The organism is Aeromonas sp. SER (assembly GCF_038739615.1).
In the GTDB taxonomy this organism is placed as follows: domain Bacteria; phylum Pseudomonadota; class Gammaproteobacteria; order Enterobacterales; family Aeromonadaceae; genus Aeromonas; species Aeromonas jandaei.
This window is the reverse complement of record NZ_JBCGFC010000015.1, coordinates 24,946-48,759: the sequence shown is the minus strand read 5'-3', so window position 1 is coordinate 48,759 and position 23,814 is coordinate 24,946. Positions and strand designations below refer to the sequence as shown.

The window sequence follows — 23,814 nt, the reverse complement described above, 5'->3', positions numbered from 1 at the left end:
ACGTCAGTTGCCGATAAAGCGGTAGCCGATACCTGATTCGGTCTCGATAAGCGTCGGTTGCTGGGGGTTATCCCCCAGCTTTTTACGCAGGCTGGCGATAACGATGCGCAGGTAGTGGGTGTCCTCCTTGTGGCTTGGCCCCCAGATGTCGTTGAGCAGCTGGGTCTGCATCACCAGCTTGCCGGGGTGGCACACCAACGCCTGCAGCAGCGCGAACTCCTTGCGAGAGAGGGGGATCTCCTCGTCTTTCATGGTCACCTTGTGGCTGCTGATATCGAGCGTCAGGCCGCATTGGGGGAAGTGGCGCCGCTCGCCACTGCTGACACCAGCCCGCTGGCGCAAGAGTACGCGAATGCGGGCCATCATCTCGCCGATGCCAAACGGCTTGCTCATGTAGTCGTTGGCACCGGCATCCAGCAAGCGCACCTTCTCCTGCTCCGAATCACGGGCCGACAGCACCAGCACCGGGTTGGGGTGGTGTTCGCGAATGGCCTGCAATACCTGAATACCATCGCCATCCGGCAGACCGAGATCGAGGATCACCAGATCGGGGTTGAGGTGGCGATACTGCTCCAGCCCCTCGGTGACGCTGACCGCTTCGCTCACCTGATGCCCCTCGGCAATCAGGCTGATCCGCAGAAAGCGGCGGATCGCCGCTTCATCATCTATGACCAGAATGTGCGCCATCAAACCTCCGGTGAATTGAGCGCGAGCGGCAGGGAGATACGCATGCAGGTGCCGTTGCCATTGGGGCCGGAGAAGGCCCAAATCTTGCCGCCGTGGGCCTCTATCATAGCGCGGGAAATGGCGAGGCCAAGCCCGGTGCCACGGCTGCCGCAATCGCCCACCGGCTGGGTGTAGAAGAGATTGAAGATCTTCTCCCGATCCGACTCGGCGATACCGACCCCGATATCGATGATATCGATGATAAGGTCGGGTTCGGCCACCATCACCTTGAACTCGATGGGGGTGCCTGCCGGCGAGTAGCGGGAGGCGTTGTCGAGGATGTTGACCAGCACCTGCTCGATCAGGGCGCCATGGACATAGAGCTGGGGCACATGCTGATCGATGTGTACCAGCAGCTTGTGCTGGCGCCAGGAGGAGTCGAGCCGCTTGCGGGCGCTCTCCACCAGATCGGTCAGGTCGACCCAGTCCCGCTTCAACTGGAAGTCGGGGGAGCCGATACGGGTCATATCCAGCAGGTTTTGCACATAGCTGTGCAGGCGGCGTGCCTCGTCCTGTACCGAGTGGAGCAGTTCGTTGCGATCATCCGGCGGGATCCGGTCACCATATTCCAGCAGGGTGCTGCCGGCCCCCATGATGGTGGCCAGCGGCGTCTTCAAGTCGTGGGAGACCGAGGAGAGCAGGGCGGCGCGCATCCGGTCTGTTTCCGCCTGCAGCTGGCTGTCGGCCAGCCGCTCGTTGAGGTCGATCCGCGCCAGCGCGGCGCGAATGTCGGTGAGCAGCGCCTGAAGTTGATGCTCGGCGGAGGAGGAGAGCGGATTGGCCAGCGTTATACCGATCACCAGGTCATCGCTGAGGTGGTGATACTGCGCCTCGGCGGCATTGAGGGTGGCGGTGTGGGCACCGGCGCTCTGCTTCTGGGCCAGACACCAGTCGATGGCCGCCTTGTCGGTCTGGCCGGGTCTGTGCTTCTCGTTGCCGAGTCGGTCGTGAAAATCCTTGTCGATCACTACGGTCGGCTGGCCAAGCGCCAGCGAGATCGCTTGTGCCCCTTGTCTGAGCACCTCCTCCGGGCTGTTGGCGGTCGCCAGCCCCTGACTGAGGGAGAGCAGGGCATTGCCCAGCTGCTGGGTCTCGCGCAGGCCGATCAGCTGTTGCCGCTGGCGGGAGGCTAGGCGCCCCGCCGTCATGCCGACGATAAGCAGCACGAATAGGGTGAGCAGGTCGCTGTGGTTGGCGACGCTCAGGGAGAAGTAGGGGGCGGTGAAGAGCAGATTGTGGGCGATAAAGCCCAGCACTGCTGCCAGCGTGGCGGGCACCAGACTGGTGGTAAGGGCAGTCGCCAGCACCCCCAGAACGAAGATGAGCGGCAACGCTGCGGGGGGCAGCCAGTAGGATAGCCCCCATGCAATGGCCGAGGTGATGCCCATGATGGCTACCGCCAGCAGGCTGTGGTGAATATCCTTGGGTGTCGGGGAGCGCATCCCCACTCTGTGTTTTTGCTTCTCGGTATCGACCAGGGTGATCTCCAGCCCCTGTGCCTGCTTGAGCAGGTGCTGCACCAGCGAGCGACGCCACGGCGCCTTGTGGGGTTTGCCAAGCAGCAGCTGGGAGACCTGCTGCTGCTCGGCAGTCTCCAGCAGGGTATTGGCGACAGCAGGACTGGAGAGGGTCAGCACCTTGGCGCCCAACTGGGAGGCGAGCGCCAGCGCTTGCTCCACGTCGGCCGAGCTGCGGCCATTGCTATCCACGTGCACTACCAGCCAGGGTAGCTGGCGACGCTGGGCAAAGCGGTGGCCATAGCGCACCAGCGCAGCCCCGTGCTGGTTGCCGAGGCAGACCATCAGCTTGCCCCGCAGCGGCAATGTGGTCTTGCCCGCCGCCTGCCATTGCAGTTGCAGATCGCCCTCCACATGGCTGGCTGCGGTTTGCATCGCCAGCTCCCGCAATGCAGTGAGGTTGTTGAGGGAGAAGAAGGATTGCAGGGCGGCCTTGGCCTGATGGGGTACATAAACCTTCCCCTCGCGCAGGCGGCCGAGCAGCTCCTTGGGGGGGAGGTCGATAAGGATAATGCTGTCTGCATCGAGCAGAACCTGATCGGGCAGGGTCTCTTTGACCCTGACCCCGGTCAGCTGCCACACCAGATCGTTGAGGCTCTCCAGATGCTGGACGTTGAGTGTGCTATAGACGTCGATACCGGCGTTGAGCAGCTCCTCGACATCCTGCCAGCGCTTCTCGTGGCGGCTGCCAGGGGCGTTGCTATGGGCCAGCTCGTCCACTACTGCGATGGCCGGCTTGCGTGCCAGCAGGCCGTCGAGGTCCATCTCCTCCAGCCGCTGCTGACGGTGCATGTGGATCTTGCGCGGCTGGATGGCGAGTTTGTCGAGCAGGGCCAGCGTCTCCTGCCGGCCGTGGGTCTCCACCACGCCGATCAGGATGTCGACCCCCTCCTTGGCCTGTTCCCGCACCGCCTGCAACATGGCGTAGGTCTTGCCCACGCCGGGGGCGGCCCCGAGAAAGACTTTCAGCTTGCCCTTGTGCTCTTGCTCCAGACTTGCCAGCAGGGCGTCAGCCCTTACCTCATCACGCATGCTTATCCCTATCGAGCCAACTGCCCGCGTCGAAAATGGAGGTCAACGCCAGATCGGCAAGGAGCGCCCTCAGGCGCCCTTTTGATGATCCAGTTGCAGGTTCAGCTGGAGAATGTTGACCACCTGCGGGCCAAGGATACCAGCTTGTGTGGCCGACTTGACCTGCTCCGTCAGTTGGGCGGGATCCAGTCCACGTTCTCTGGCGACGCGATCCACCTGCGCCAGCACCGCATCGAGTGGCAGATGGGGATCGAGGCCAGAGGCGGAACGGGTCAGCATGGCAGGAGAGCTGGTTTCAGGCTGTGCCTTGGCGGCCTGTTCGGCGAACTCTGCCCGCAGCGGTGAGCTCATCCCCAGATTGCTGGCACTACCGCCAATGGTGTTGAAATCACTGGCGGAGGGGCGGGGGTGGAAGTAGTCAGCCCGCTCGAATTTCTGTGCCAGCAGGGCGCTACCGATGAGTTGCTGCTTGCTGTCGGTCAGCTGGCTGCCGTTGGCTTGCCAGGGGAAGAGCAGCTGGGCCAGTCCGGTGACGGCCAGCGGATAACCCACTCCCAGCAGCAGGGTCAGGGTCAGCAGGGTTCTGATTGCGATCATGATGGATATGCTCCGAATTCGTTGTGTGGATGCGGGCTGACCCGCATCCCGGTTATGCCGTTACACCAGACCCAGGCCGGTAATGACCAGGTCGATCAGCTTGATGCCGATAAAAGGCACCAGCAGGCCGCCGACACCGTAGATCAGCAGGTTGCGGCGCAGCAGGCTAGCGGCCGATCCCTTCAGGTCGACACCGCGCAGGGCCAGCGGCACCAGCGCTACGATGATCAGGGCGTTGAAGATGATGGCCGACAGGATGGCGCTCTGCGGGCTGCCCAGCTGCATCAGGTTCAGTACCCCCAGTTGCGGGTAGGCGGCGATGAACAGGGCCGGCAGGATGGCAAAGTACTTGGCCACGTCGTTGGCGATGGAGAAGGTGGTCAGGGCGCCACGGGTCACCAGCAGCTGTTTACCGACCAGCACCACATCCAGCAGCTTGGTGGGGTTGGAGTCGAGATCCACCAGATTGCCCGCCTCCTTGGCGGCCTGGGTACCCTCGTTCATGGCCAGACCCACATCAGCCTGTGCCAGCGCCGGTGCGTCGTTGGCACCGTCACCGCACATGGCGACCAGACGGCCATCGGCCTGCTCCTGCCGGATATAGGCCAGCTTCTTCTCTGGCGTTGCTTCGGCGATGAAGTCATCCACCCCGGCTTCGGCAGCGATGGCGGCGGCCGTTTTCGGGTTGTCACCGGTGATCATCACGGTACGGATCCCCATGTGGCGCAGGATCTGGAAGCGGGCCTTGATGCCGGGCTTGATGATGTCCTTGAGGTAGACCACCCCCAGCAGCTGCTCATGGGTACAGACCAGCAGCGGAGTACCACCCTGGCGGGCGATGTTGTCGACTGACTTGAGCACCAGCTCCGGCACCGCTTTGCGGTCGAGGGAGAGGTAGTTCAGTACCGCATCGACAGCCCCCTTGCGATATTGGTGACCGTTGCGATCCAGTCCGCTCAGACGGGTCTCGGCGCTGAAGGGGATCACCTTGTCATCGTCCAGCTGGCTCGGTTTGGTGTGGCTCTTGCCCGCCAGGGTCAGGATAGATTTACCCTCGGGAGTGTTGTCACCCAGCGAGGCCAGCATGGCCGCTTGTGCCAGCAGGGCCGGGTCGATGCCCGGTGCCGGGATCAGTTCGTCAGCCATCCGGTTGCCGAAGGTGATGGTGCCGGTCTTGTCCAGCAGCAGGGTGCGCACGTCACCGGCCGCTTCGACGGCCCGGCCCGATTTGGCAATCACGTTCAGTTTCACCAGTCGATCCATACCGGCAATGCCGATAGCGGAGAGCAGGCCGCCGATGGTGGTCGGGATCAGGGTGATAAAGAGGGCGATCAGGTAGAGGCGCGGGACCTGAGTGCCGTTGTAGTCGAGGAACCAGGGCAGGGTGGCGACCACCAGCAGGAAGATGAGGGTCAGACCGACCAGCAGGGCATCCAGCGCCATCTCGTTGGGGGTCTTCTGGCGCTTGGCCCCTTCCACCAGTGCAATCATGCGATCCAGCGTGCTTTCGCCCGGATTGTTGCTGACGCGTACCCAGATCTCGTCTGAAACGACGGTGGTATTGCCGGTTACACCGCTGCGATCGGTACCCGACTCGCGGATGACGGGGGCAGATTCACCGGTGATGGCGGCCTCGTTGACCGAGGCGATACCGGCGATCACCTCGCCGTCGGCCGGGATCATCTCGCCGCTGCGTACCAGCACCAGATCACCCTTCATCAGGCTGGTGGCGGGGACCCATTCGCCCTGACCATCTTTTGCATTAGCCACCCGACGGGCCTTGAGCTGGCTCATGCCAGCCTTGAGGCTGTCGGCTCGCGCCTTGCCGCGACCTTCGGCCAGCGTCTCGGCGAAGTTGGCAAACCAGAGGGTGAGCCAGAGCCAGGCAGTCAGCTGCCAGGCCAGCGAGGGGGCGACGCCGGAGAACGGCTGCCCCAGCAGTGACTCCACCGTCGCCATGACTGCTGCCAGCCAGAGGGTGAACAGAATGGGGCTGCCAAACAGCGCCTTGGGATTGAAGCGGTAGATGGCTTCAACCATGGCCTGCAGGATCTGCGATTGCTGTTTTTTGCCCTTCACCAGCATGGTGTCGGGACTCATTGAAGTGGACTTGCTCATTTAGAAAGCTCCCAGCATCAGATGTTCTGCCACGGGGCCCAGTGCCAGCACCGGCAGGAAGGAGAGGCCGCCAATCAGCAATACGGTGATGATCAGCAGGGTAATGAAGAGTGGGCCGCGGATCGGGAAATCCCCCTCGCTTATCTCCTGGCGCGGAGCGCGGGCGAGCTGGCCGGCGATGGCCATGATGGGGATGATGTAGCCGAAGCGACCGAGCAGCATGGCCAGACCGATGGCAACGCACTGCCAGTTGTCACCGGCAGCAAAGCCGGCGAAGGCTGAGCCGTTGTTACCGGCAGCCGAGGCGTAGGCATAGATGAGGCGTGACAGGCCGTGGGGGCCATCATGGCCGATGATAGTGGCCGCATCCGGCATCAGCAGAGTGACACCGCCGATCACCAAAACCCCCACCGGCATCACCAGCATGCTGGCGACGACCCACTTCATCTCGGTGATACCGAGGCGCTTGCCCAGATAGGTCGGGGTACGACCCACCATCAGACCGCACAGGAAGACGGTGAGCAGCACGAACAGCATCATGCCGTAGATGCCGGCACCCACGCCGCCGAACACCACCTCACCCAGTAGCATGTTGATCATGGCGACCATGCCGGAGAGCGGAGCGAAGCTGTCGTGCATTGAGTTGACCGAGCCGTTGGAGGCAGCGGTGGTCGCCACTTCCCAGATACTGGAGAGCACCGGGCCGAAGCGGCTCTCTTTGCCCTCCCAGTTACCCGCTTCGCTGGCAAGATGAGTCAGGGCCGGATCCAGCTTCATCTCCTGAGTGATGGAAACGAAGAGTCCCAGTGCCAGCATGATGGTCATGGCAATGACGATAGCGCTGCTGTGGGCCATGTCCTTCACATAGCGACCCAGGGTAAAGACCATGGCGGCAGCCAGGGTCAGCAGGGTGACCATCTCCAGCCAGTTGGAGAGGGCGGTCGGGTTCTCGAACGGGTGGGCGGAGTTGATGCCGAAGAAGCCGCCGCCGTTGGAGCCGAGCTGCTTGATGGCAATTTGCGAAGCTGCCGGGCCGAGCGGCAGCAGCTGCTCCTGACCTTCCAGAGTGTGGAACGGCAGATAGGCTGACAGGCTTTGCGGAACCCCCTGCCATACCAGCAGCAGCGCCAGGATCAGCGACATCGGCAGCAGCACGTAGAGGCAAAAACGCACCAGATCCAGCCAGAAGTTGCCAAGGTGGGTTGTCTGCTGGCGGGCGATACCGCGGAACATCGCAACCGCTACGGCAGCACCTGTGGCGGCAGAGACGAAGTTCTGGGTGGTCAGGCCCACCATCTGGCTGAAGTAGGAGAGGCTGGCCTCACCGGAATAGGCTTGCCAGTTGGTGTTGGTCATAAAGCTGACCGCAGTGTTGAAGGCGAGTTGCCAGTTCAGGCCGGGCAACTGCTGCGGGTTGAGGGGCAGCAGACCCTGCGCCATCAGGATCAGGAACAGCAGGCCGAAGCCGGCGCCATTGAAGGCCAGCAGGCTGAGGGTATAGGACTTCCAGTCCTGTTCCCGTCCGTCCGTGCCGCAACATAACAGGGTGGCACGCTCCACGGGGGCCAGCCAGCGGCACTGGCCTTCAAATACCCGGTAGAGATAATTGCCAAGCAGCGGCGCTGGCAGCAGAACCAGCAGCACAAATGCGACGGGGTAGATCATTTCTTGCCACATAGCGGATTCCTCACTCGTGACTGCGCGTGAGTGCGCGCAGCAGATAGACCATCAAGGCGAGGACCAGCAGCAGATATAGCCAATTCATATCGACTCCATTGAGATAATTAGCTGCGAGAGCCGATGTAAAACCATATCGACTCTGTTGGTGTCATTGACGCTGAAATGGTAAGAAGAACCGGCGTAAAGGCGCCATAAAGCGCCATGTGGCAGGCGTAAAATCGGCGTAAAGAACGAGGTTTTGGTGGCAAGTCGGGATCAAAAAACCCGGCCTGAGCCGGGTTTGAACGCTGGTGGATGAAGATGACCTGATAGTGGCGGGTCAGCCTGCAACGTGCTTATCGCATTGTCACAAACTCTTCTGCGCTGGTCGGATGAATGGCGACACAGTTGTCGAAGTCCGCCTTGGTGGCTCCCATCTTCATGGCGACGCCAAAGCCTTGCAGAATCTCGTCCATGGCAAAGCCGATGCCATGCAGACCGACCACCTTCTCTTCAGGGCCGACGCAGACCAGTTTCATCCGGGTAGGTTGGCGATGCTGGGTCAGCGCCGAGTACATGGCGGTGAACTGGCTGCGGTAGATTTTCACCTGCTCCTCGCCATATTCGGCGATGGCTTCCGGCTCGGTCAGGCCAATGGTGCCGATGGGCGGGTGGCTGAAGACCACGGTCGGCACCAGATCGTAGTTGAGGTGCTCGTTCGGCTTGTTGTTGAACAGCCGCTCGGAGAGGCGTCGGCCCGCTGCGACGGCTACCGGCGTGAGCTGGATGCGACCAGTGTTGTCACCTACTGCATAGATGCTGGCAACGGCAGTATTCTGGAACTTGTCGGTCGGGATAAAGCCCTTCTCGTCCAGCGCGATACCGGCGGCGGCCAGATTCAGGTTGTCGGTAGCCGGGACGCGACCGATGGCCCAGATCAGGCAGTCTACGGTGAGGTGGCGACCATCTTCCAGCTGCAGGGTCAGGCTGTTGTCAGCGTTCTTGAGCACAGCCTTGGGAATAGCGTGGGTATGCAGCTTGGGTCCTTCCTGTGCCATGATCTCCACCAGTGTCTCGTGGATCATGGGATCGAAATTGCGCAGCGGGGCGTGTTTGCGCACCACCAGATGAGTCTCGGAGCCCAGTGCCTGCATCACCCCGGCGATCTCCACCGCGATATAGCCGGCACCCACTACGGCAACCCGTTTCGGTTGTGCCTGCAGTTCGAAGAAACCGTCGGAGTCGATACCCAGCTCGGCACCCGGGATGGCCGGGATTTCCGGGCGGCCACCGGTAGCGATCAGGATGTGATCTGCGGTGTATTGCTCACCATTGACCTCGATCGTGTTGCCATTGACGAAGCGGGCGAATCCCTTGATGACGGTGATCTGGTTCTTGCCCAGCACATTCTGATAGGAGGTGTGAATGCGGCCGATGTAGGCCTGGCGGGACTCGACCAGCTTGGCCCAGTCGAAGTGGTTGAGAGTGGTGTCGAAGCCGTAATCGGCGCCATATTTCAGGGCATCGGCGATCTGGCCGGCATACCACATGGCTTTCTTCGGGACGCAGCCTACGTTGACGCAGGTTCCACCCAACTCTTTGGCTTCAATCAGGGCAACTTTCTTACCGTACATGGCAGCCCGGTTGGCAGAAGCGATACCGCCGCTGCCGCCGCCGATGGCGATATAGTCAAAATGCTGTGCCATTGCGAGGTTCTCCGCTCATTAAGAATGCAATCACAGCATGATGGGGATAAAGCGGCTGGCTCACAAGAGCCAGCGCTCAGTTATGTTGGATCGGCAGGCGAATATGGAACTCGGCGCCGTTGCCCGGTTCGCTGGCACAGTGGATGCGGCCGCGCAGCAGTTGTACCACCAGGTTGTAGATGATGTGGGTACCGAGGCCGCTACCGCCCTGACCCCGCTTGGAGGTGACAAACGGATCGAAGATGCGCGGCAATATCTCCGGCGGAATGCCGCGACCGTTATCGCTGTAGTCGATCAGCAGCTCTTCTCCCTGTTGCTCCACCTTGATGGTGATCTTCTTGGGTTTGTCCCAGTTGTCGAAACCATGGTTGATGGAGTTGAGGATCAGGTTTGAGTAGATCTGGGTAAAGCTGCCGGGGAAGGAGAAGATCGACAGCTTGGGATCGCACTGGATATCGACCTCGCACTGGGCCTTTTTCAGCTTGTGACCGAGGGAGACGACCACCTGATGGAGGTTGTCGGCGAGGCTGAAGTTGTAGCGAGCCTCCGATGACTGATCGACTGCCACCTGCTTGAAGCTGGCAATCAGTTCGGAGGCGCGGCGCAGGTTGCCTTGCAGCAGCTGCATGGACTCGTCGAGGTTGACTGTGAACTCGTTGAGATAGGAGCGTGACAGCTGTTTTGACTCAATGTGTGATTTGAAGTCGGCAACCCGCTCTTGCAGATAGGAGGAGGCGGTCACACTGATACCGATCGGGGTGTTGATCTCGTGGGCCACACCTGCCACCAGTGAACCGAGGGAGGCCATTTTTTCCGACTCGACCAGTGTCTGCTGAGCCTGCTTCAGATCGTCGTAAGCCTTGCCCAGCTGGGTGTTGGCTTCGCTCAGGCTGCGTGTCCGCTCGGCAACCTTGCCTTCCAACTGCTCGTTGAGCTGGATAATCTCCCGCTCGACCTTCTTCAATTGGGTGATGTCATAGCCAAACCCGATCTGGTATTTGAGGTTGGGCCCTTCGTAGAAGGGGACAAAGGTCCACTGCAGCACAAGTTCATGGGCCTGCTGGTCATGCATGATGACCACCTTGTCGGCGAGTGAACCCTCTGCCGAGAGGATGTTGCTCAGCTCCTGACGCTGGGTGCTGCTGACAAAGAGATCGAGCCAGTTGTGTTGCAGCAGCTCCTGCTGGTGGTAGCCGGTTAGCAGGATGGCTGCCGGGTTGATGCTGGCGATGGTGAGATCCGGCTCCATGCAGCAGATGACCATGTTGGCCGAATTGATCAGAGTGGCAGAGAAGTCGCGCTCCTGTTGCAACTGTTCCACGGCCTGATGGCGGGCCAGCAGCTCATCGCGCAGCCGGGTGCGCATCTGGTTGAGGGTCGCAACAAGGGTATCCAGTTCATCAGGCTTTTTGCGGGGCAGGGGGCGACCTTCCAGTTCAAGCTCCATGTCGAGCCGATCCAGATTGAACTTCTGTGCATAGCTGGCGATGCGGTTTATGTGACGAACCACCAGGTAGTAAATGATGATCAGGATGCAAAACGAGACTACCAGCGTCTTGATAGTCTGGCTGACCATGATCAGCACCGATTTCTCGATCAGGCGCTGGTAGATCTGCTCCAGCGAGGCTGCTACGAACAGCTTGCCCACCACTTCGCCTTGATAGGTGAGGTTGAATTCGCGGGAGATGTCGTAGCTTTCCCGCTCCACCCCCTGGGTCAGTAGCGGGACTTCGGAGTTGCCGAGCATCTCCTTGACCATCACGAACTGCATGTTGGGCAGGTTCATGATGCCCTCGATCTGTACCTTCACCTGCTCTTCATCAAGGTTCCACAAGCTGGCGGCGATAGGTTGCAGAAAAGAGGCCTCGATCTGGCCGATGCTGTCTTCGATAACGGCAACGTCCTTGCGGTAATCCCAGGCAAGTTGCAGTGCAGTGATGATCATCGCCAGTACGGTACTGCAGACCAGAATATAGGAGAGCAGACGGTATGAGAGTCCGTTACTGCCGACGGCCCTGGCGGTCTTGAAGAAATGTCCTGACATGGCGTCCTTGCGGTCTGGATGTGATGTTTTTTAGTTTAACTGCTTCATGGACTTATGTCGTCTTTCCTGCAAAGCATAAAAAAGGCCCCGTTACGGGGCCTTTTGCTTGAGATGAACGCTTAGTTTCCGCTGTTTGCCTTGGGCGGAATGGTCTCATCAAAGACCGGCAGCGGTTTGTGCTCGGACGCCAGGAAGGTGTAGATAACCGGCAGTACGAACAGGGTGAACAGGGTGCCGATAGCCAGGCCGGCCACAATGACGATACCGATACTGAAGCGCTGGGCGGCCCCTGCGCCAGCTGCATAGAGCAGCGGGATCAGACCGGCAATCATGGCGGCTGTGGTCATCAGGATCGGACGCAGACGCACTTTGGCGGCCTGCATCACGGCTTCCATCCGGTTCATGCCGTGCAACAGCTGCTCCTCCTTGGCCACTTCGCAGATCAGAATACCGTGTTTGGTAATCAGACCCACCAGGGTGATGAGGCCCACCTGGGAGTAGATGTTCATGGTCGCCAGACCCCATGCGAGCGCGATCAGGGCACCACTGATGGCCAGCGGAACCGAGACCATGATCACCAGCGGGTCGCGTACCGATTCGAACTGGATGGCCAGCACCAGGAAGATGATGGCCAGTGCCAACGCGAAGGTGGCGTAGAGCGCATTACCTTCGGTAACGAACTGGCGAGCTTCACCCATGAAGTCGTAGCGATAGCCTTGCGGCAGCTTCTCGTCGGCGGTGGTCTTGAACCAGTTGATGGCGTCACCCATGGCAACCCCAGGCGCAGGAACGGCACCTATGGTGGCGGAGTTCAGCTGGTTGAAGTGGGGCAGGGCGCGCGGCTCACCGACCACTTCGATGCTGATCAGGCTGCCAAGCGGGATCGACTTGCCGTCAGCGGCGCGGACGTAGTATCCCTTCATTGATTCCGGGTTGAGGCGGTATTTGCGCTCAACCTGCGGGATCACTTCATAAGAGCGGCCATCCAGGTCGATACGGTTGACGTAACCGTCCGCCATCATGGTACCCATGGTGATACCTATGTCCTGCATGGTGATGCCGTAGGCACCTGCCTTGTCCTTGTCGATCTTGATCTTCATGGTGGCAGAGTCGTAGTTCAGATCGAGATCCGAATAGACGAACTGACCATTGCTCTCGGCTGCGCTGAGCATCTCGCCAGCCACCAGGAACAGACTTTCGAAGCTGTTCGGGGTAGTGATGACGAACTGGATCGGCAGACCGCTGGAAGCACCCGGCAGTTCAGGGAACTGGAAGGTGGTGATGGCCATACCCGGGATGTCTTTCACCAGTTTGGCGACGCGATCCAGCACCTCTTTCTGGCTCGCTTCACGCTGGCTCCAGGGCACCATGGAGGCGATACCGAACGCCTGGTTGGAGTTGAATACACCGGAGAATACCTGTGAGTAGGCGATTTCCGGCTGCTCATCCAGGATCTTGTTCACGTCCGCCATGGTGTTTTCGATGTAGTCCAGGTTGGCGTTGGAGGGGGCAGTCCCCAGTACCGCCATTACCCCTTTATCTTCCGACGGTGCCAGTTCGCTCGGGATGAATTTGAACAGCAGCGGCAGGCTGGCAAAGACGATGATGGCAAAGAGCACTACCACGATGCGTTTTTGCATCACGGCATGCAGCATGCGGTCATAGCGCTCGGTCATCCGCTCCAGCAGGTGGTGGACAGTGCTCTCGAACTTGCTTGGCGTTTCGTTGGCCCGGAGCATCTTGGAGCACATCATCGGCGACAGGGTCAGGGCGATGATGCCCGAAACGAACACGGCGCCCGCCAGGGTCAGGGCAAACTCCTTGAACAGCGAGCCGGTGATACCCCCCATCAGGGCGATCGGCGCGTATACCGCCGCTAGGGTGACCGTCATGGCGATAACCGGCACGGCGATTTCGCGAGTACCGATAATGGCTGCCCGGAAGGGCTCTTCACCCTCCTTGATGTGGCGGTCCACGTTCTCCAGCACCACGATGGCGTCATCCACCACCAGACCGATGGCCAATACCATCGCCAGCAGGGTCATCAGGTTTATCGAGAAACCGAACATATCCATCATCATCACCACGCCGATAAGACTGAGCGGGATGGTGATGATCGGGATGATGACCGCGCGGAACGAGCCCAGGAACAGGGTAATCACCACCAGTACGATGGCGGCCGCTTCCAGAATGGTCTTGATAACCTCGCTGATCGATTCGTTGATGGCGATGGTGGAGTCATACAGCACGTTCACCTGCATGGTGCTCGGCATGTTGCGCTTCAAACTCGGCAGCAGCTCCAGTACATCGTGGGCGATGTTGATGGGGTTGGCAGTCGGTGCGGCGTTGACCGCCATAACCACGGCTTCACGGCCGTTGGCGCTGGCGCGGTAGACGTCGTGGCTCTTCTCCATCGTGACCTTGGCGATGTCGGAGAGACGGATCACCTTGCTGTCACGGCTGGCTACCACCAGACGCTTCAGCTCTTCGATATCACCGACCTGCGTTTCGGCATTGCCGTTGAAGAGGGTGAAGTAACCGGTCGCCTGACCTGTGGCCGACTGATAGTTGTTGCTGTTGAGCACTGTCATCACGTCGCTGGCGGTCAGATTGAACGCCGCCATCTTGGCCGGATCCAGCCATACCCGCAGCGCAAACTTCACACCACCGTAGAGGTCAACCTTGGAGACCCCGCCGACGGTAAAGAGCTGCGGTTTGATAACCCGCTCCAGATAGTCGGTGATCTGGCTGGAGTTGAGCTCCGGGCTGGTGAAACCGAGGTAGAGCACCGCTGTCGTTGAACCGGTGGAGGAGGTGACCGAGGGGTCTTCCGCCTCTTTGGGCAACTGGGAGCGCACCGAGTTGACCTTGGCCAGGATGTCGGACAGCGCGGCATTCGGGTCGGTGTTGAGCTTCATGTACGCGGTGACGGTGGAGCTGCCCAGCTGGCTGGAGGAGGTCATGAAGTCGATGTTGTCGGCTTGCGCGACCGCCTGTTCGAGCGGCTGGGTGATGAACCCCTGGATCAGGTCGGCACTGGCACCGTAATAGCTGGTGCTGACCGTGATCACCGTGTTGGTCACCTCGGGGTATTCCCGTACCTGCATCTTGAAGACTGCCTGAAAGCCCAGCAGGGCGATCAGGAAGCTGAGCGAGATTGCCAGCACGGGTCGTTTTATGAATATGTCAGTAAATCGCATCGCAGATCTCCGCGCTTACAGCATCGGGGTTTGTGCCGGAACGGCCAGAGCATCGTTCTCGACCACATGCACCTTGGTGTCATTGCTCAGACGAACCTGGCCTGACAGTACGATCTCGTCGCCAGCCTGGATGCCGGAGAGCACGTGCACGTCATTGCCACGGCGCTCACCCGCCTTGACGACTACCTGCTTGGCGCGTTTGACCATCACCTTCTTGCCCTCTTTGTCGGTCTCTTCGCTCTCTTTGAGCACGTAGACGTTCTGACCGTAGAGTGTGAAGGAGATGGCAGACTGTGGCACCACGATCTGGTTCTGTACGGTAGGCAGGATGATGCTGGCGCGGGCAAACATGCCGGAGCGGAGCTGGCCATCGTTGTTCGGGATATCTGCCTGCACCTGGATCAGGCCGCTCTGGTAGTTGACGGCAGGCTCGATGGCGGTGATATGGCCATCAAACTGGGTCTGGGGATAGGCATCCACATTGATTTTGATGATCTGGCCCAGCTTGATTTTGGAGATATCGGTCTGGGGTACGGTGAAACGCAGACGCATCACGCTGGTGTCTTCCAGACGCACGATATCGGTACCCGGTTGCAGGTACTGACCGAGGAACACATTGCGCAGACCGACCACGCCGCTGAAGGGGGCGCGGACTTCACGGCGGGCAATGGTCGCCTTCAGACTCTCGATATCCGCTTCTAGCGAACGATAGGCTGCTTCCGCCTCATCCAGTTGCTCTTTGGAGATGGAACTGGTTTTGTAGAGGTTCTGGAAGCGGTCGAATTTGGCTTTTGCCGCCGGCAGCTTGGCCTGAGAGGCGCGCAGATTGGCTTTCTCCACGCTGGAGTCGAGGCTCAGCAGCAGCTGGTCAGCCTTGACCGGCTTGCCTGATTCGAAGGTGATGGCATCAATGGTACCGGCCAGCTCGGTCGAGAGGGTAACCCCCTGATTCGGCTCGATGAAGCCGATCGCCTCGATGGTCGGGATCCAGTCTTGCGCCTTGGTGACCATCGCGGTTACCGGGAAGTCTGGCTCCGGCCGGTTGGCCATGTATTTGGCGATCATCTTCTGTTTAAACAAGTTGAAGCCGATGACGCTGCCAAACAAGGCGATCGCTATCAGCAACATAATGGCCATCCACTTTTTCATGAACAGGCTCCTGAGGTGGAAGTATTGGGAGATAAAATTGCATTCCAGCTGGCACGAATAACAGTTTCCAACTGCTGTTCGGTCAGCGTGATCTTGTGAACCCCGCACTGCAGGGCCAGGTGTACCACACTGTCCAGGCTCAATACCTGGAGTGCTCGTATCGGTAAATCAATAAACAATTCTTGCTCAACACCTCGCTCAAAAAATCTGTCCAGTGGCTCCCATGCCGACAGCAGAACAGGATTGGTGGCCAGCTCGGCCCCGAGGGGCGAGCTCTCATACTGTAATTTGCATTTCAGAGCGTTGGGTTCGTTCACAAAAATGGCATGAATATTGAGCCATAATTGTCGAAATTGTTGAAATGAAACTTCATTGAAATTCACTTCTCTTATGACCAGCGGTACGCACTGCAATATCGTGTGCTGATGCAACTGTCGAATCAGATCATCCTTGTCATTGAAGTAGCGATAGATGGTGCCGGCAGCGACGCCGGCTTTCTTGGCGACTTCGGCGATCGACAGGCCATGAAAACCCCGTTCACCCAGCACCTCATGGGCGGCATTGAAGATGATCTCTTTCTTGTCGTGACTCATCAGAATGAACTCGTGAATGAACGTTCATTCATTCTAGGTGGGGAAGAGATCAAGTCAAGGCGGCAACATGGTTAATACGGAAAATAGCGCCGAAAGCGATCATCCAGGCGAACCAGCGGGTGTGTTGTTGGGGGAAAAATGAGCCAAAAACGCGCTATTTGTTTGAAAAAACAACGCTTGGCGCAAAGGGACAAAAAAAGTGTAGACAAGCATGCCCCCCATCATTAATATTGCGCCCCGTTCGACAGCGTAGCGCCCGTAGCTCAGCTGGATAGAGCGCTGCCCTCCGGAGGCAGAGGTCACAGGTTCGAATCCTGTCGGGCGCACCATCCAAAGTGCGCCGGTTAAACGGGCGTTGTTGTAGAACGAAAACAGCTGTGGTGGCTGTAGCTCAGTTGGTAGAGTCCCGGATTGTGATTCCGGTTGTCGTGGGTTCGAGCCCCATCAGCCACCCCATTTTACAGCTTGTCAGGTACGCGAAGGTGGCGGAATTGGTAGACGCGCTAGCTTCAGGTGTTAGTGCCCCCCGGGTGTGAGGGTTCGAGTCCCTCTCTTCGCACCATACTTGCTGTATAACGAGGATGACCATCAGGTCGTCTTTGTTTTTTGTAAGACAAAATATTCTCGGTGATTAGCGCAGCCCGGTAGCGCATCTGGTTTGGGACCAGAGGGTCAAAGGTTCGAATCCTTTATCACCGACCACATTCTGAAAAACCTCGCTTCGGCGAGGTTTTTTGCTTTCTGCCGCTCCTATCCTCGTTTTCCACGTTGCTGTAACGTCTGTTTACACTCTATCCGGACAGTCTTGCCCTCTCTTCAGTTATCCTGCCAGCTGGAGTCCTTGGTGACCGGATGTCACAGACCTCTTTCAGGCTTGTTTTTATGCATAACAGAATTTCGATTTTCTCCCGCTACCCCGCACTTATGGCGGCCATGGTACTGGGCGGGTGTACCCTTAAACCGCCATCGACCGATGAGATGCTGAGCACGATCGTGGTTGCCCATCCGCAGAGCGAGTCAGCCCCCTCACTTTTGCTGACCAACAATGGTTTTTGTGTCGGCATTGCCCGCCAGCAGGCGGTGACACAGGTTTGCACTGATAAAGATGCACAACCATTGGAGTGGGATCTTGGCGAGTTGAAGTTGCAGCAGACCTGCCTGCAGGCCAAGAACAGCAATGAGCTGATGTTGGCGCCCTGTGATGGCCATGCGCAGTGGGTGTGGCAGGAGGACAAACTCTTTAACAGCAAGGTCTCCCGTTGTCTGGATGTCGCTGGCCGACGTCACTCTGCGAATACGCCTCTGCGTCTGGCTGACTGTTACGGTGGGGCCAACCAGAGCTTTCTGGTCGGGGGGATTGAATGATTCGCCCGTCACCTCTGATTGCTGCGTGTCTGTCGCTCTCTTTGGGAGGGTGCCAGAATCTCGACTCTTCTGATCTGCTGTTGGGCACTGTGGTGATTGGCGCCATCGGTGCCGCTGCGTATTACGGCCACAAGCAGGAAAAGAAAGAGGCTCGCGCCCGGGAAGAGCATGGCGGGCAAATCGTGGCAGCCAATGGCAAATGTCTCGATATTGCAGGTGGTGTGCGTAATGGCAACCGCTTGCAGCTATGGGATTGTCACGGTGGGGATAACCAGCGTTTTCGTCTTGATGGCAATGCCATAAGGGTTGGCGACAAGTGTCTGGATGTTGCCGGTGGCGGCCGCGATGCCGGTGCCAAGGTGATTGCCTGGGATTGCCATGGTGGCGATAACCAGCAGTGGCGCTGGGAGCGAGATCGGCTTATGAGCCGCAGCAGCAAGCTCTGTCTGGATGTTGCTCAGGGGGGAAGCGCTAATGGCACTCCCCTGATCCTCTGGCAGTGCCACGGCGGTGACAACCAGCGCTTTCGGCGGAAGTAATAAAAACGGGAACCCGATGGTTCCCGTTTTTATTTAGCTGGTGACCGGTTCCTGTTCGAAACAACGCTCCAGATAGACGGCAACACCATCTTCATCGGAGGTGAGTGTTTGCTCATGCTCCGGTAGTGCCATTTTCAGGCGGTCGTGGGCGTTACCCATGACGATGCCGCGACCCACCATGCTCAGCATTTCGAAGTCGTTCATGCCGTCACCGAAGGCGATGGCCTGGGACATCTCCAGCCCGTGTTGCTCCAGTACGGCGCGCACGGCATTGCCCTTGTGGACGCCGGCGTGCATCACTTCGAGGCAGTCCGGCAGGGAGAAGGTGACGTTGAGCTGGTCGCCGTAGTGCTGGTTGAGGTGCGCCTCGATCTTCAGCAGCTTCTCGTGGTCGCCGATGTAGAAGACCTTGTTGATCTGCTCCATCGACTCCTGTTTCAGGTCATCGACCAGACGATAGGTGAAGCCGGACTCGTCGTGGAATTGCAGCAACCAGGGCAGCTCCTCCTCGACCACCCAGTCATCGCCCTGATAGACGTTGAGATGGATGGATGGGTCACGTTCGAGCGCAACCAGCTCGGCGGCGATGTCGGTCGGCAGCGGCTGGTTGAACACCAGTTTGCCCTGTTTGTCATGCACCACGGCGCCGTTGGAGGTGATAAGGTAGATATCCAGACCGAGCGCATCGCGGAAGCTGCGTACATCGACGTGGTGACGGCCGGTGGCGACCACGAATTTCACGCCCTGCTCAACCAGACGGCGGACGGTCTCCCGGGTACGGGAGGAGATCTGGTGCTGCTTGTTGAGCAGAGTTCCATCGAGATCGGATACAACTACCTTGAACATCTTTACCTCGGCATCAATTGAAAGCGGGGGCAGTTTACCCCAGCCTGCATGGTCACCCCATTTATTTAGGGTTACAAAAAATAGCCAGCCTAGTAGCGGGCGAAGAAATCGAGCATGGCGGTCAGCGCGGGCTGGCGCTTGTCGTCGGATTCGATGAAGAGCTCGTGCCAGGCCCCTTCAATCCGCAGCGGTTTGCTCCCTTCGCAGTTGGCTTTGGTGCAAAACACATCCTGCGCTACGTTGTCCACCACGCTGTCGTTGCCAGCCTGCAGTAGCAGCAGCGGCGTCTTGATGGCGCCCGCATCGGCGATGGCGGCATCGGCACCGGTGATCCCCTGATAAATCCAGTGGGCAGTCGCCCCTCCCAGCTTGATCTGCGGGTGCTGCTCATAAATCTGGCGGAAAGCCTGATAACGGGAGTGGCTGTGAGTCAGCTCGTTATCGGCAAAGCCATGATCCTGATAGGGGCCCTGACCCGGCCCATAGGGTGGTTCGCCAAACCAGCCGCCGACTGTGCCTATGGTGGTGGCCAGTCCCTTGGCCAGCCATTTGGGCAGGCCGCCCAGATTGATGCCCAGCATGGGGGAGGAGAGCACGGCGGCACGGATATCATCGGGCCAGCGCTCCAGATAGCGGGCCGAGATGGCCCCCCCCATGGAGTGAGCCAGCAGGAACAGCTTGGCGGGCTTGTCCGCCATGATTATCTGGTCGTGAAACTGCTTCATATCGACGACATAATCGTCGAACTGGTCGACATATCCCTTGTCATGGTCGCTCAGCATGCGGCCGGACATCCCCTGACCACGATGGTCGATAAGGTAGAGGCTGTAGCCCTGGCGCCAGAGATCCCACGCCAGCTCCTGATACTTGAGGTAGCTTTCTACCCGGCCGTTGACGATCAGGATGGCGCGATCAACCTTCTCCTGCCGCAGCGCGGCATAGCGGATGGCGACGCCATCCTTGCCCTTGAACTCTCCTTCTATGGCATGCTGGCGCCAGAAGTCGGGCAGGGTTTGCTGGTAGAGGGTGGGCACATCGGCTTCGCTGGTCAGCGCATAGGGATTGGTCACGGCAAGGGCTCCGGCAGAAAACAGGGTCAGGGCCAACAGGGGGATCGAGAGGGATTTCATCAGGCACACTCCGTTTGCCAGTATTGATAAAGCATTGCGATGTCGCCGGAACAGAGCAGCGACATGGCGCTTTGCAGTGTGGGCAGAGGCCAGTCCCACCACTGCATCTCTTGCAGCATGGCGATCTGCTCATCGTTGAAACGGCGGCGGATCGGTTGGGCCGGATTGCCGCCGACTATGGTGTAAGGGGCCACATCCTTGGTCACCACGGTACGAGTGGCGATAACGGCGCCATCACCTATGGTGATGCCGGGCATGATCATCGCTTCCGAGCCGATCCAGACATCGTTGCCGATCCGGGTATCTCCTTTGCGCAGAAAGCCACTACGGGCCCCTTTGCCAAAGGTATCGGGGTTGAACGGGAAGGTGGAGACCCAATCCAGCCGGTGGCCCTGATTGCCTGCCAGCATGAAGGTGGCGCCCGAGGCGATGGAGCAGAACTTGCCGATGATCAGGCGGTCTACTTCTGTACCCCACTCGCCGCTGTCCCAGCTTGCTCTGGTCGAGCCATCCCCGAGTAAATAACGGACACAGTGATCCTCGAACGGCTTGCCGTGGTAGTAGCCGGAGTAGTAGCTGTAGTCGCCGGTCTCTATGTTCGGGTTGGTCAGGTGATCCCGGATGATTTGCGATTCCAGCCAGCTGCCAAAAGGGTTCTCCATCACTCCTCCTGTTGGTCGTCCTGCTCACTCTGCTGGGCCCAGCCTTTACGGGTCAGCTGCATCCGTTGCCACCACTCTTCGTCTGCCAGGATTTCACCGGCAGGGCCGAGCTGGGGGTAGGGCATCTCTTTCTCTTTGCAGAGCTGGGCATAGATGGGATATCCACCCTCGAACAGGATGCTGTTTTGCTCCTCCGGAGTGAGCGGACAGCCGCGCTGATAGCAACCGGCCTGCTCGCGCTGGCGCTGCGCCTCGTAGAGGATAGCGGCTGCGGCCACCGAGACGTTGAGGGACTGCACCATGCCCACCATGGGAATGACGATATGGTGATCGGCCAGGGCCAGCGCCTCTTCACCGATGCCGTGTTTCTCCTGTCCCACCAGAATGGCGGTCGGTTTGGTGTAGTCGATGGCGCGAAAATCGACCGAGCTGTCGGAGAGATGGGTTGCCAGGATCTGCATGCCGGAGGCTTTCAGCTCGGCGACTGCGCTGCCGATATCCGGGTGCAGTTTTACATCCACCCAGTTCTGGCTGCCGCGGGCGGTGCCCTTGCGCTTGTGGATCCAGGTTTTGGGCCAGACTGCATGTACCCGGTGGATGCCGATGGCATCGGCGGTACGCACGATGGCGGCCAGGTTGTGAGGTTTATGTACCTCTTCCATGCAGACGGTCAAATCGAGCTGACGCTGGGCCAGCATATCGGTGATGCGCTTGAAGCGTTCGGGGGTCATGGTTGTCTCTTAAAAAGCAGCAGGCGGCTTGCGCCGCCTGTGTGATCAGTTCTTTTGCCGGCTCACCTTGAGCACGTTGGGCATGACGCGGATCTTGCGCATGATGTTGGCCAGATGGATACGGCTCTTGGTGGTGATGAGCAGGCTCACCTGATAGACCCGGCCATCCTTCTCTTCGGTGCTGATGGCGTGAATGTTGGCACCGGTGGCGGCAATCACGTTGGCCAGCTCGGCCAGCGCACCCTGATGATTGATGATCTCGATGCTGATGCCGGTGCGGAACTCCTGTTCCTGCTCCTTGTCCACTTCCCACTGTACCGGCAAGTACTTGTCCGGCTCCTTGCTGTAGCCCTTGATGTTGCGACAGGCTTCCTGGTGGATCACCAGACCCTTGCCGGGGCTGATGTGGGCGATGATGGCATCCCCCGGGATCGGACGGCAGCAGTTAGCGAAGGTGACCAGCATGCCGTCGGCACCCTTGATCGGCATCTTCTTGCTGCTGGTTTTGGGCTGTTCTTCCGGCGGCAGTTCATCCCCCAGCATGCGGCGCGCCACCATGACACTCATGGCGTTGCCGAGGCCCACATCGGCCAGCAGGCCTTGCAGGTTCTCGTGCTTGGTATCGGCCAGCACCTGTTTGATGCGCGGCTCGGGGATGTCTTCGATATTCTTGGCGCCCAGCGCATGGTTGAGCAGGCGACGACCCAGCACCACCGACTCTTCGGTGCGCAGATTCTTGAGGAACTGGCGGATCTTGGAGCGCGCCTTGGTGGTCACTACGAAGTTGAGCCAGGCTGCGTTGGGACGGGCGCCCGGCGCCGTGATGATCTCCACCGTCTGGCCCGAGTGCAGCGGGCTGCTGAGCGGGTAGGGGTGGCGGTCGACCCGCGAACCGACGCAGGCGTGGCCGATGTCGGTGTGCACCGTGTAGGCAAAGTCCACCGGTGTGGCGCCGGCGGGCAGCTCCATGATGCGCCCCTCGGGGGTAAAGACGTAGATTTCGTCGGGGAAGAGGTCTGTTTTGACCCCCTCGATAAATTCAAACGAGCTGCCAGCGCTCTGCTGCAATTCCAGCAGGCTCTGCATCCAGCGCTGGGCGCGGATCTGGGCGGTAGTACCCGAACTGTCGCCATCCTGCTTGTAGGCCCAGTGGGCGGCAACCCCTTTATCGGCCATCTGATCCATAAACTCGGTGCGGATCTGCACCTCCACCGGTACCCCGTGCGGCCCCACCAGCGAGGTGTGCAGCGACTGGTAGCCGTTGGTCTTGGGGATGGCGATGTAATCCTTGAAGCGGCCGGGGCGCGGCTTGTAGAGGCTGTGCATCTGCCCCAGCACCCGGTAACAGGTATCTATGTCCTTCACTTTTACCCGAAAGGCGTAGATATCCATTACCTCATGAAATTGCAGCTCTTTTTTCTCCATCTTGTTGTAGATGGAGAACAGGTTCTTCTCGCGGCCACTGACCTGATGCTCGATCCCCGCCTCTTTCAGACGACCGCTGATTTCGCTCTGGATGGAGTCGATGATCTCGCGGCGATTGCCACGGGCGCGGCGCACCGATTCGCGCAGCACGCGGGAGCGCATCGGATAGAGCGCCTCGAAGCCCAGCTCTTCCAGCTCGTTCTTCATGGTGTGAATACCGAGGCGGTTGGCGATGGGGGCGAAGATTTCGAGGGTTTCCCGGGCGATGCGGCGGCGCTTGTCAGGGCGCAGAGAGCCCAAGGTGCGCATATTGTGGGTGCGGTCGGCCAGCTTGATCAGAATGACCCGGATATCCTGGGTCATCGCCATCACCATCTTGCGGAAGTTCTCGGCCTGGGCCTCTTTGCGATCGCGAAACTTCAGCTTGTCGAGCTTGGAGACCCCGGCTACCAGCTCGGCGACCGCATCGCCAAACTGTTCGGCCAGATCGGCCTTGGTGATCGGGGTATCCTCGATGACGTCGTGCAGCACGGCGGCCATCAGGGTTTCATGATCGAGGCGCATATCACCCAGAATTCGGGCTACGGCGACGGGGTGGGTGATATAGGGCTCGCCACTGGAACGCATCTGTCCCTGGTGGGCATCACGGGCCACCACATAGGCTTGCCTGAGCTTCTCGACCTGCTCTGGAGGCAGGTAGGAACTGGCTATTTCTTTAAGATTTTCAAATAAATACAAGACAGTCCCCGCAGCGGTGAAACGGCAATTCGTGGAG

The 23,814-nt window shown here is 59.4% G+C and carries 17 protein-coding genes and 4 tRNA genes; 6 read left to right on the top strand and 15 right to left on the bottom strand.

The annotated features are described in order from the left end of the window. Positions 1-3 precede the first annotated feature (3 nt). From AAHA41_RS18915 to AAHA41_RS18870, 10 genes are all read right to left on the bottom strand, one after another. Positions 4-687, bottom strand: coding sequence for a response regulator (locus AAHA41_RS18915; RefSeq protein WP_043851686.1), 684 nt, complete (start codon positions 685-687; stop codon positions 4-6). After that, positions 687-3,275, bottom strand: coding sequence for a sensor histidine kinase KdpD (locus AAHA41_RS18910; protein WP_041210492.1), 2,589 nt, complete (start codon positions 3,273-3,275; stop codon positions 687-689). The genes AAHA41_RS18915 and AAHA41_RS18910 overlap by 1 nt, the downstream gene beginning before the upstream one ends. 69 nt (positions 3,276-3,344) lie before the next feature. Continuing rightward, positions 3,345-3,872, bottom strand: coding sequence for a potassium-transporting ATPase subunit C (locus tag AAHA41_RS18905; RefSeq protein ID WP_071914552.1), 528 nt, complete (start codon positions 3,870-3,872; stop codon positions 3,345-3,347). A gap of 60 nt (positions 3,873-3,932) precedes the next feature. Then, positions 3,933-5,990: a potassium-transporting ATPase subunit KdpB gene (gene kdpB, locus AAHA41_RS18900; protein WP_203974136.1), complete on the bottom strand. Its 2,058-nt coding sequence runs from the start codon at positions 5,988-5,990 to the stop codon at positions 3,933-3,935. Further along, positions 5,991-7,667 (bottom strand): potassium-transporting ATPase subunit KdpA, encoded by a 1,677-nt coding sequence (gene kdpA / locus AAHA41_RS18895; RefSeq protein ID WP_323069268.1) that lies wholly within the window; start codon positions 7,665-7,667, stop codon positions 5,991-5,993. It lies immediately after the preceding gene. A gap of 338 nt (positions 7,668-8,005) precedes the next feature. Next, positions 8,006-9,355: a glutathione-disulfide reductase gene (gene gorA, locus AAHA41_RS18890; protein ID WP_323069269.1), complete on the bottom strand. Its 1,350-nt coding sequence runs from the start codon at positions 9,353-9,355 to the stop codon at positions 8,006-8,008. 76 nt (positions 9,356-9,431) lie between these two features. Continuing rightward, entirely contained in the window at positions 9,432-11,399 is a 1,968-nt protein-coding gene (locus tag AAHA41_RS18885; protein ID WP_209297106.1) for an ATP-binding protein, read from the bottom strand. A 119-nt stretch (positions 11,400-11,518) separates the two neighbouring features. Further along, entirely contained in the window at positions 11,519-14,599 is a 3,081-nt protein-coding gene (locus AAHA41_RS18880; protein WP_124242534.1) for a multidrug efflux RND transporter permease subunit, read from the bottom strand. Positions 14,600-14,614: 15 nt separating this feature from the next. Next, entirely contained in the window at positions 14,615-15,748 is a 1,134-nt protein-coding gene (locus AAHA41_RS18875; RefSeq protein WP_108570980.1) for an efflux RND transporter periplasmic adaptor subunit, read from the bottom strand. Beyond that, on the bottom strand, positions 15,745-16,341 hold the full coding sequence (locus tag AAHA41_RS18870; RefSeq protein ID WP_033115274.1) for a TetR/AcrR family transcriptional regulator: 597 nt from the start codon (positions 16,339-16,341) through the stop codon (positions 15,745-15,747). The genes AAHA41_RS18875 and AAHA41_RS18870 overlap by 4 nt, the downstream gene beginning before the upstream one ends. A 252-nt stretch (positions 16,342-16,593) precedes the next feature. Between AAHA41_RS18870 and AAHA41_RS18865 the strand changes: the two genes are divergently transcribed. The 6 genes from AAHA41_RS18865 (at position 16,594) to AAHA41_RS18840 (ending at position 18,245) form a co-directional block, all read left to right on the top strand. After that, positions 16,594-16,670: transfer RNA gene (locus AAHA41_RS18865), tRNA-Arg, on the top strand. Positions 16,671-16,721: 51 nt separating this feature from the next. Next, positions 16,722-16,797 (top strand) — tRNA-His (locus AAHA41_RS18860). A gap of 20 nt (positions 16,798-16,817) precedes the next feature. Next, positions 16,818-16,903 (top strand) — tRNA-Leu (locus tag AAHA41_RS18855). Between the two features lie 63 nt (positions 16,904-16,966). Further along, positions 16,967-17,043 (top strand) — tRNA-Pro (locus AAHA41_RS18850). A gap of 222 nt (positions 17,044-17,265) precedes the next feature. Beyond that, positions 17,266-17,706 (top strand): RICIN domain-containing protein, encoded by a 441-nt coding sequence (locus tag AAHA41_RS18845; RefSeq protein WP_042031112.1) that lies wholly within the window; start codon positions 17,266-17,268, stop codon positions 17,704-17,706. After that, entirely contained in the window at positions 17,703-18,245 is a 543-nt protein-coding gene (locus AAHA41_RS18840) for a lectin (protein WP_255939625.1), read from the top strand. Before AAHA41_RS18845 ends, AAHA41_RS18840 begins: the two co-directional genes overlap by 4 nt. A gap of 33 nt (positions 18,246-18,278) precedes the next feature. Here the strand turns inward: AAHA41_RS18840 and AAHA41_RS18835 are convergent, their stop codons facing one another. From AAHA41_RS18835 to spoT, 5 genes are all read right to left on the bottom strand, one after another. Continuing rightward, complete coding sequence (locus AAHA41_RS18835) at positions 18,279-19,091, bottom strand: Cof-type HAD-IIB family hydrolase (protein WP_323069272.1); 813 nt, start codon at positions 19,089-19,091, stop codon at positions 18,279-18,281. A gap of 89 nt (positions 19,092-19,180) precedes the next feature. Then, positions 19,181-20,221, bottom strand: coding sequence for an alpha/beta fold hydrolase (locus AAHA41_RS18830; RefSeq protein WP_323069274.1), 1,041 nt, complete (start codon positions 20,219-20,221; stop codon positions 19,181-19,183). Continuing rightward, positions 20,221-20,883, bottom strand: coding sequence for a CatB-related O-acetyltransferase (locus AAHA41_RS18825; RefSeq protein WP_323069276.1), 663 nt, complete (start codon positions 20,881-20,883; stop codon positions 20,221-20,223). Before AAHA41_RS18825 ends, AAHA41_RS18830 begins: the two co-directional genes overlap by 1 nt. Continuing rightward, a complete protein-coding gene (gene trmH / locus AAHA41_RS18820; RefSeq protein ID WP_323069278.1) occupies positions 20,883-21,614 on the bottom strand; it encodes a tRNA (guanosine(18)-2'-O)-methyltransferase TrmH in 732 nt (243 codons plus the stop codon). The genes AAHA41_RS18825 and trmH overlap by 1 nt, the downstream gene beginning before the upstream one ends. A 45-nt stretch (positions 21,615-21,659) precedes the next feature. Beyond that, positions 21,660-23,777, bottom strand: a complete 2,118-nt coding sequence (spoT, locus tag AAHA41_RS18815) for a bifunctional GTP diphosphokinase/guanosine-3',5'-bis pyrophosphate 3'-pyrophosphohydrolase (RefSeq protein ID WP_043851698.1) — start codon at positions 23,775-23,777, stop codon at positions 21,660-21,662. Between the last annotated feature and the right edge of the window lie 37 nt (positions 23,778-23,814).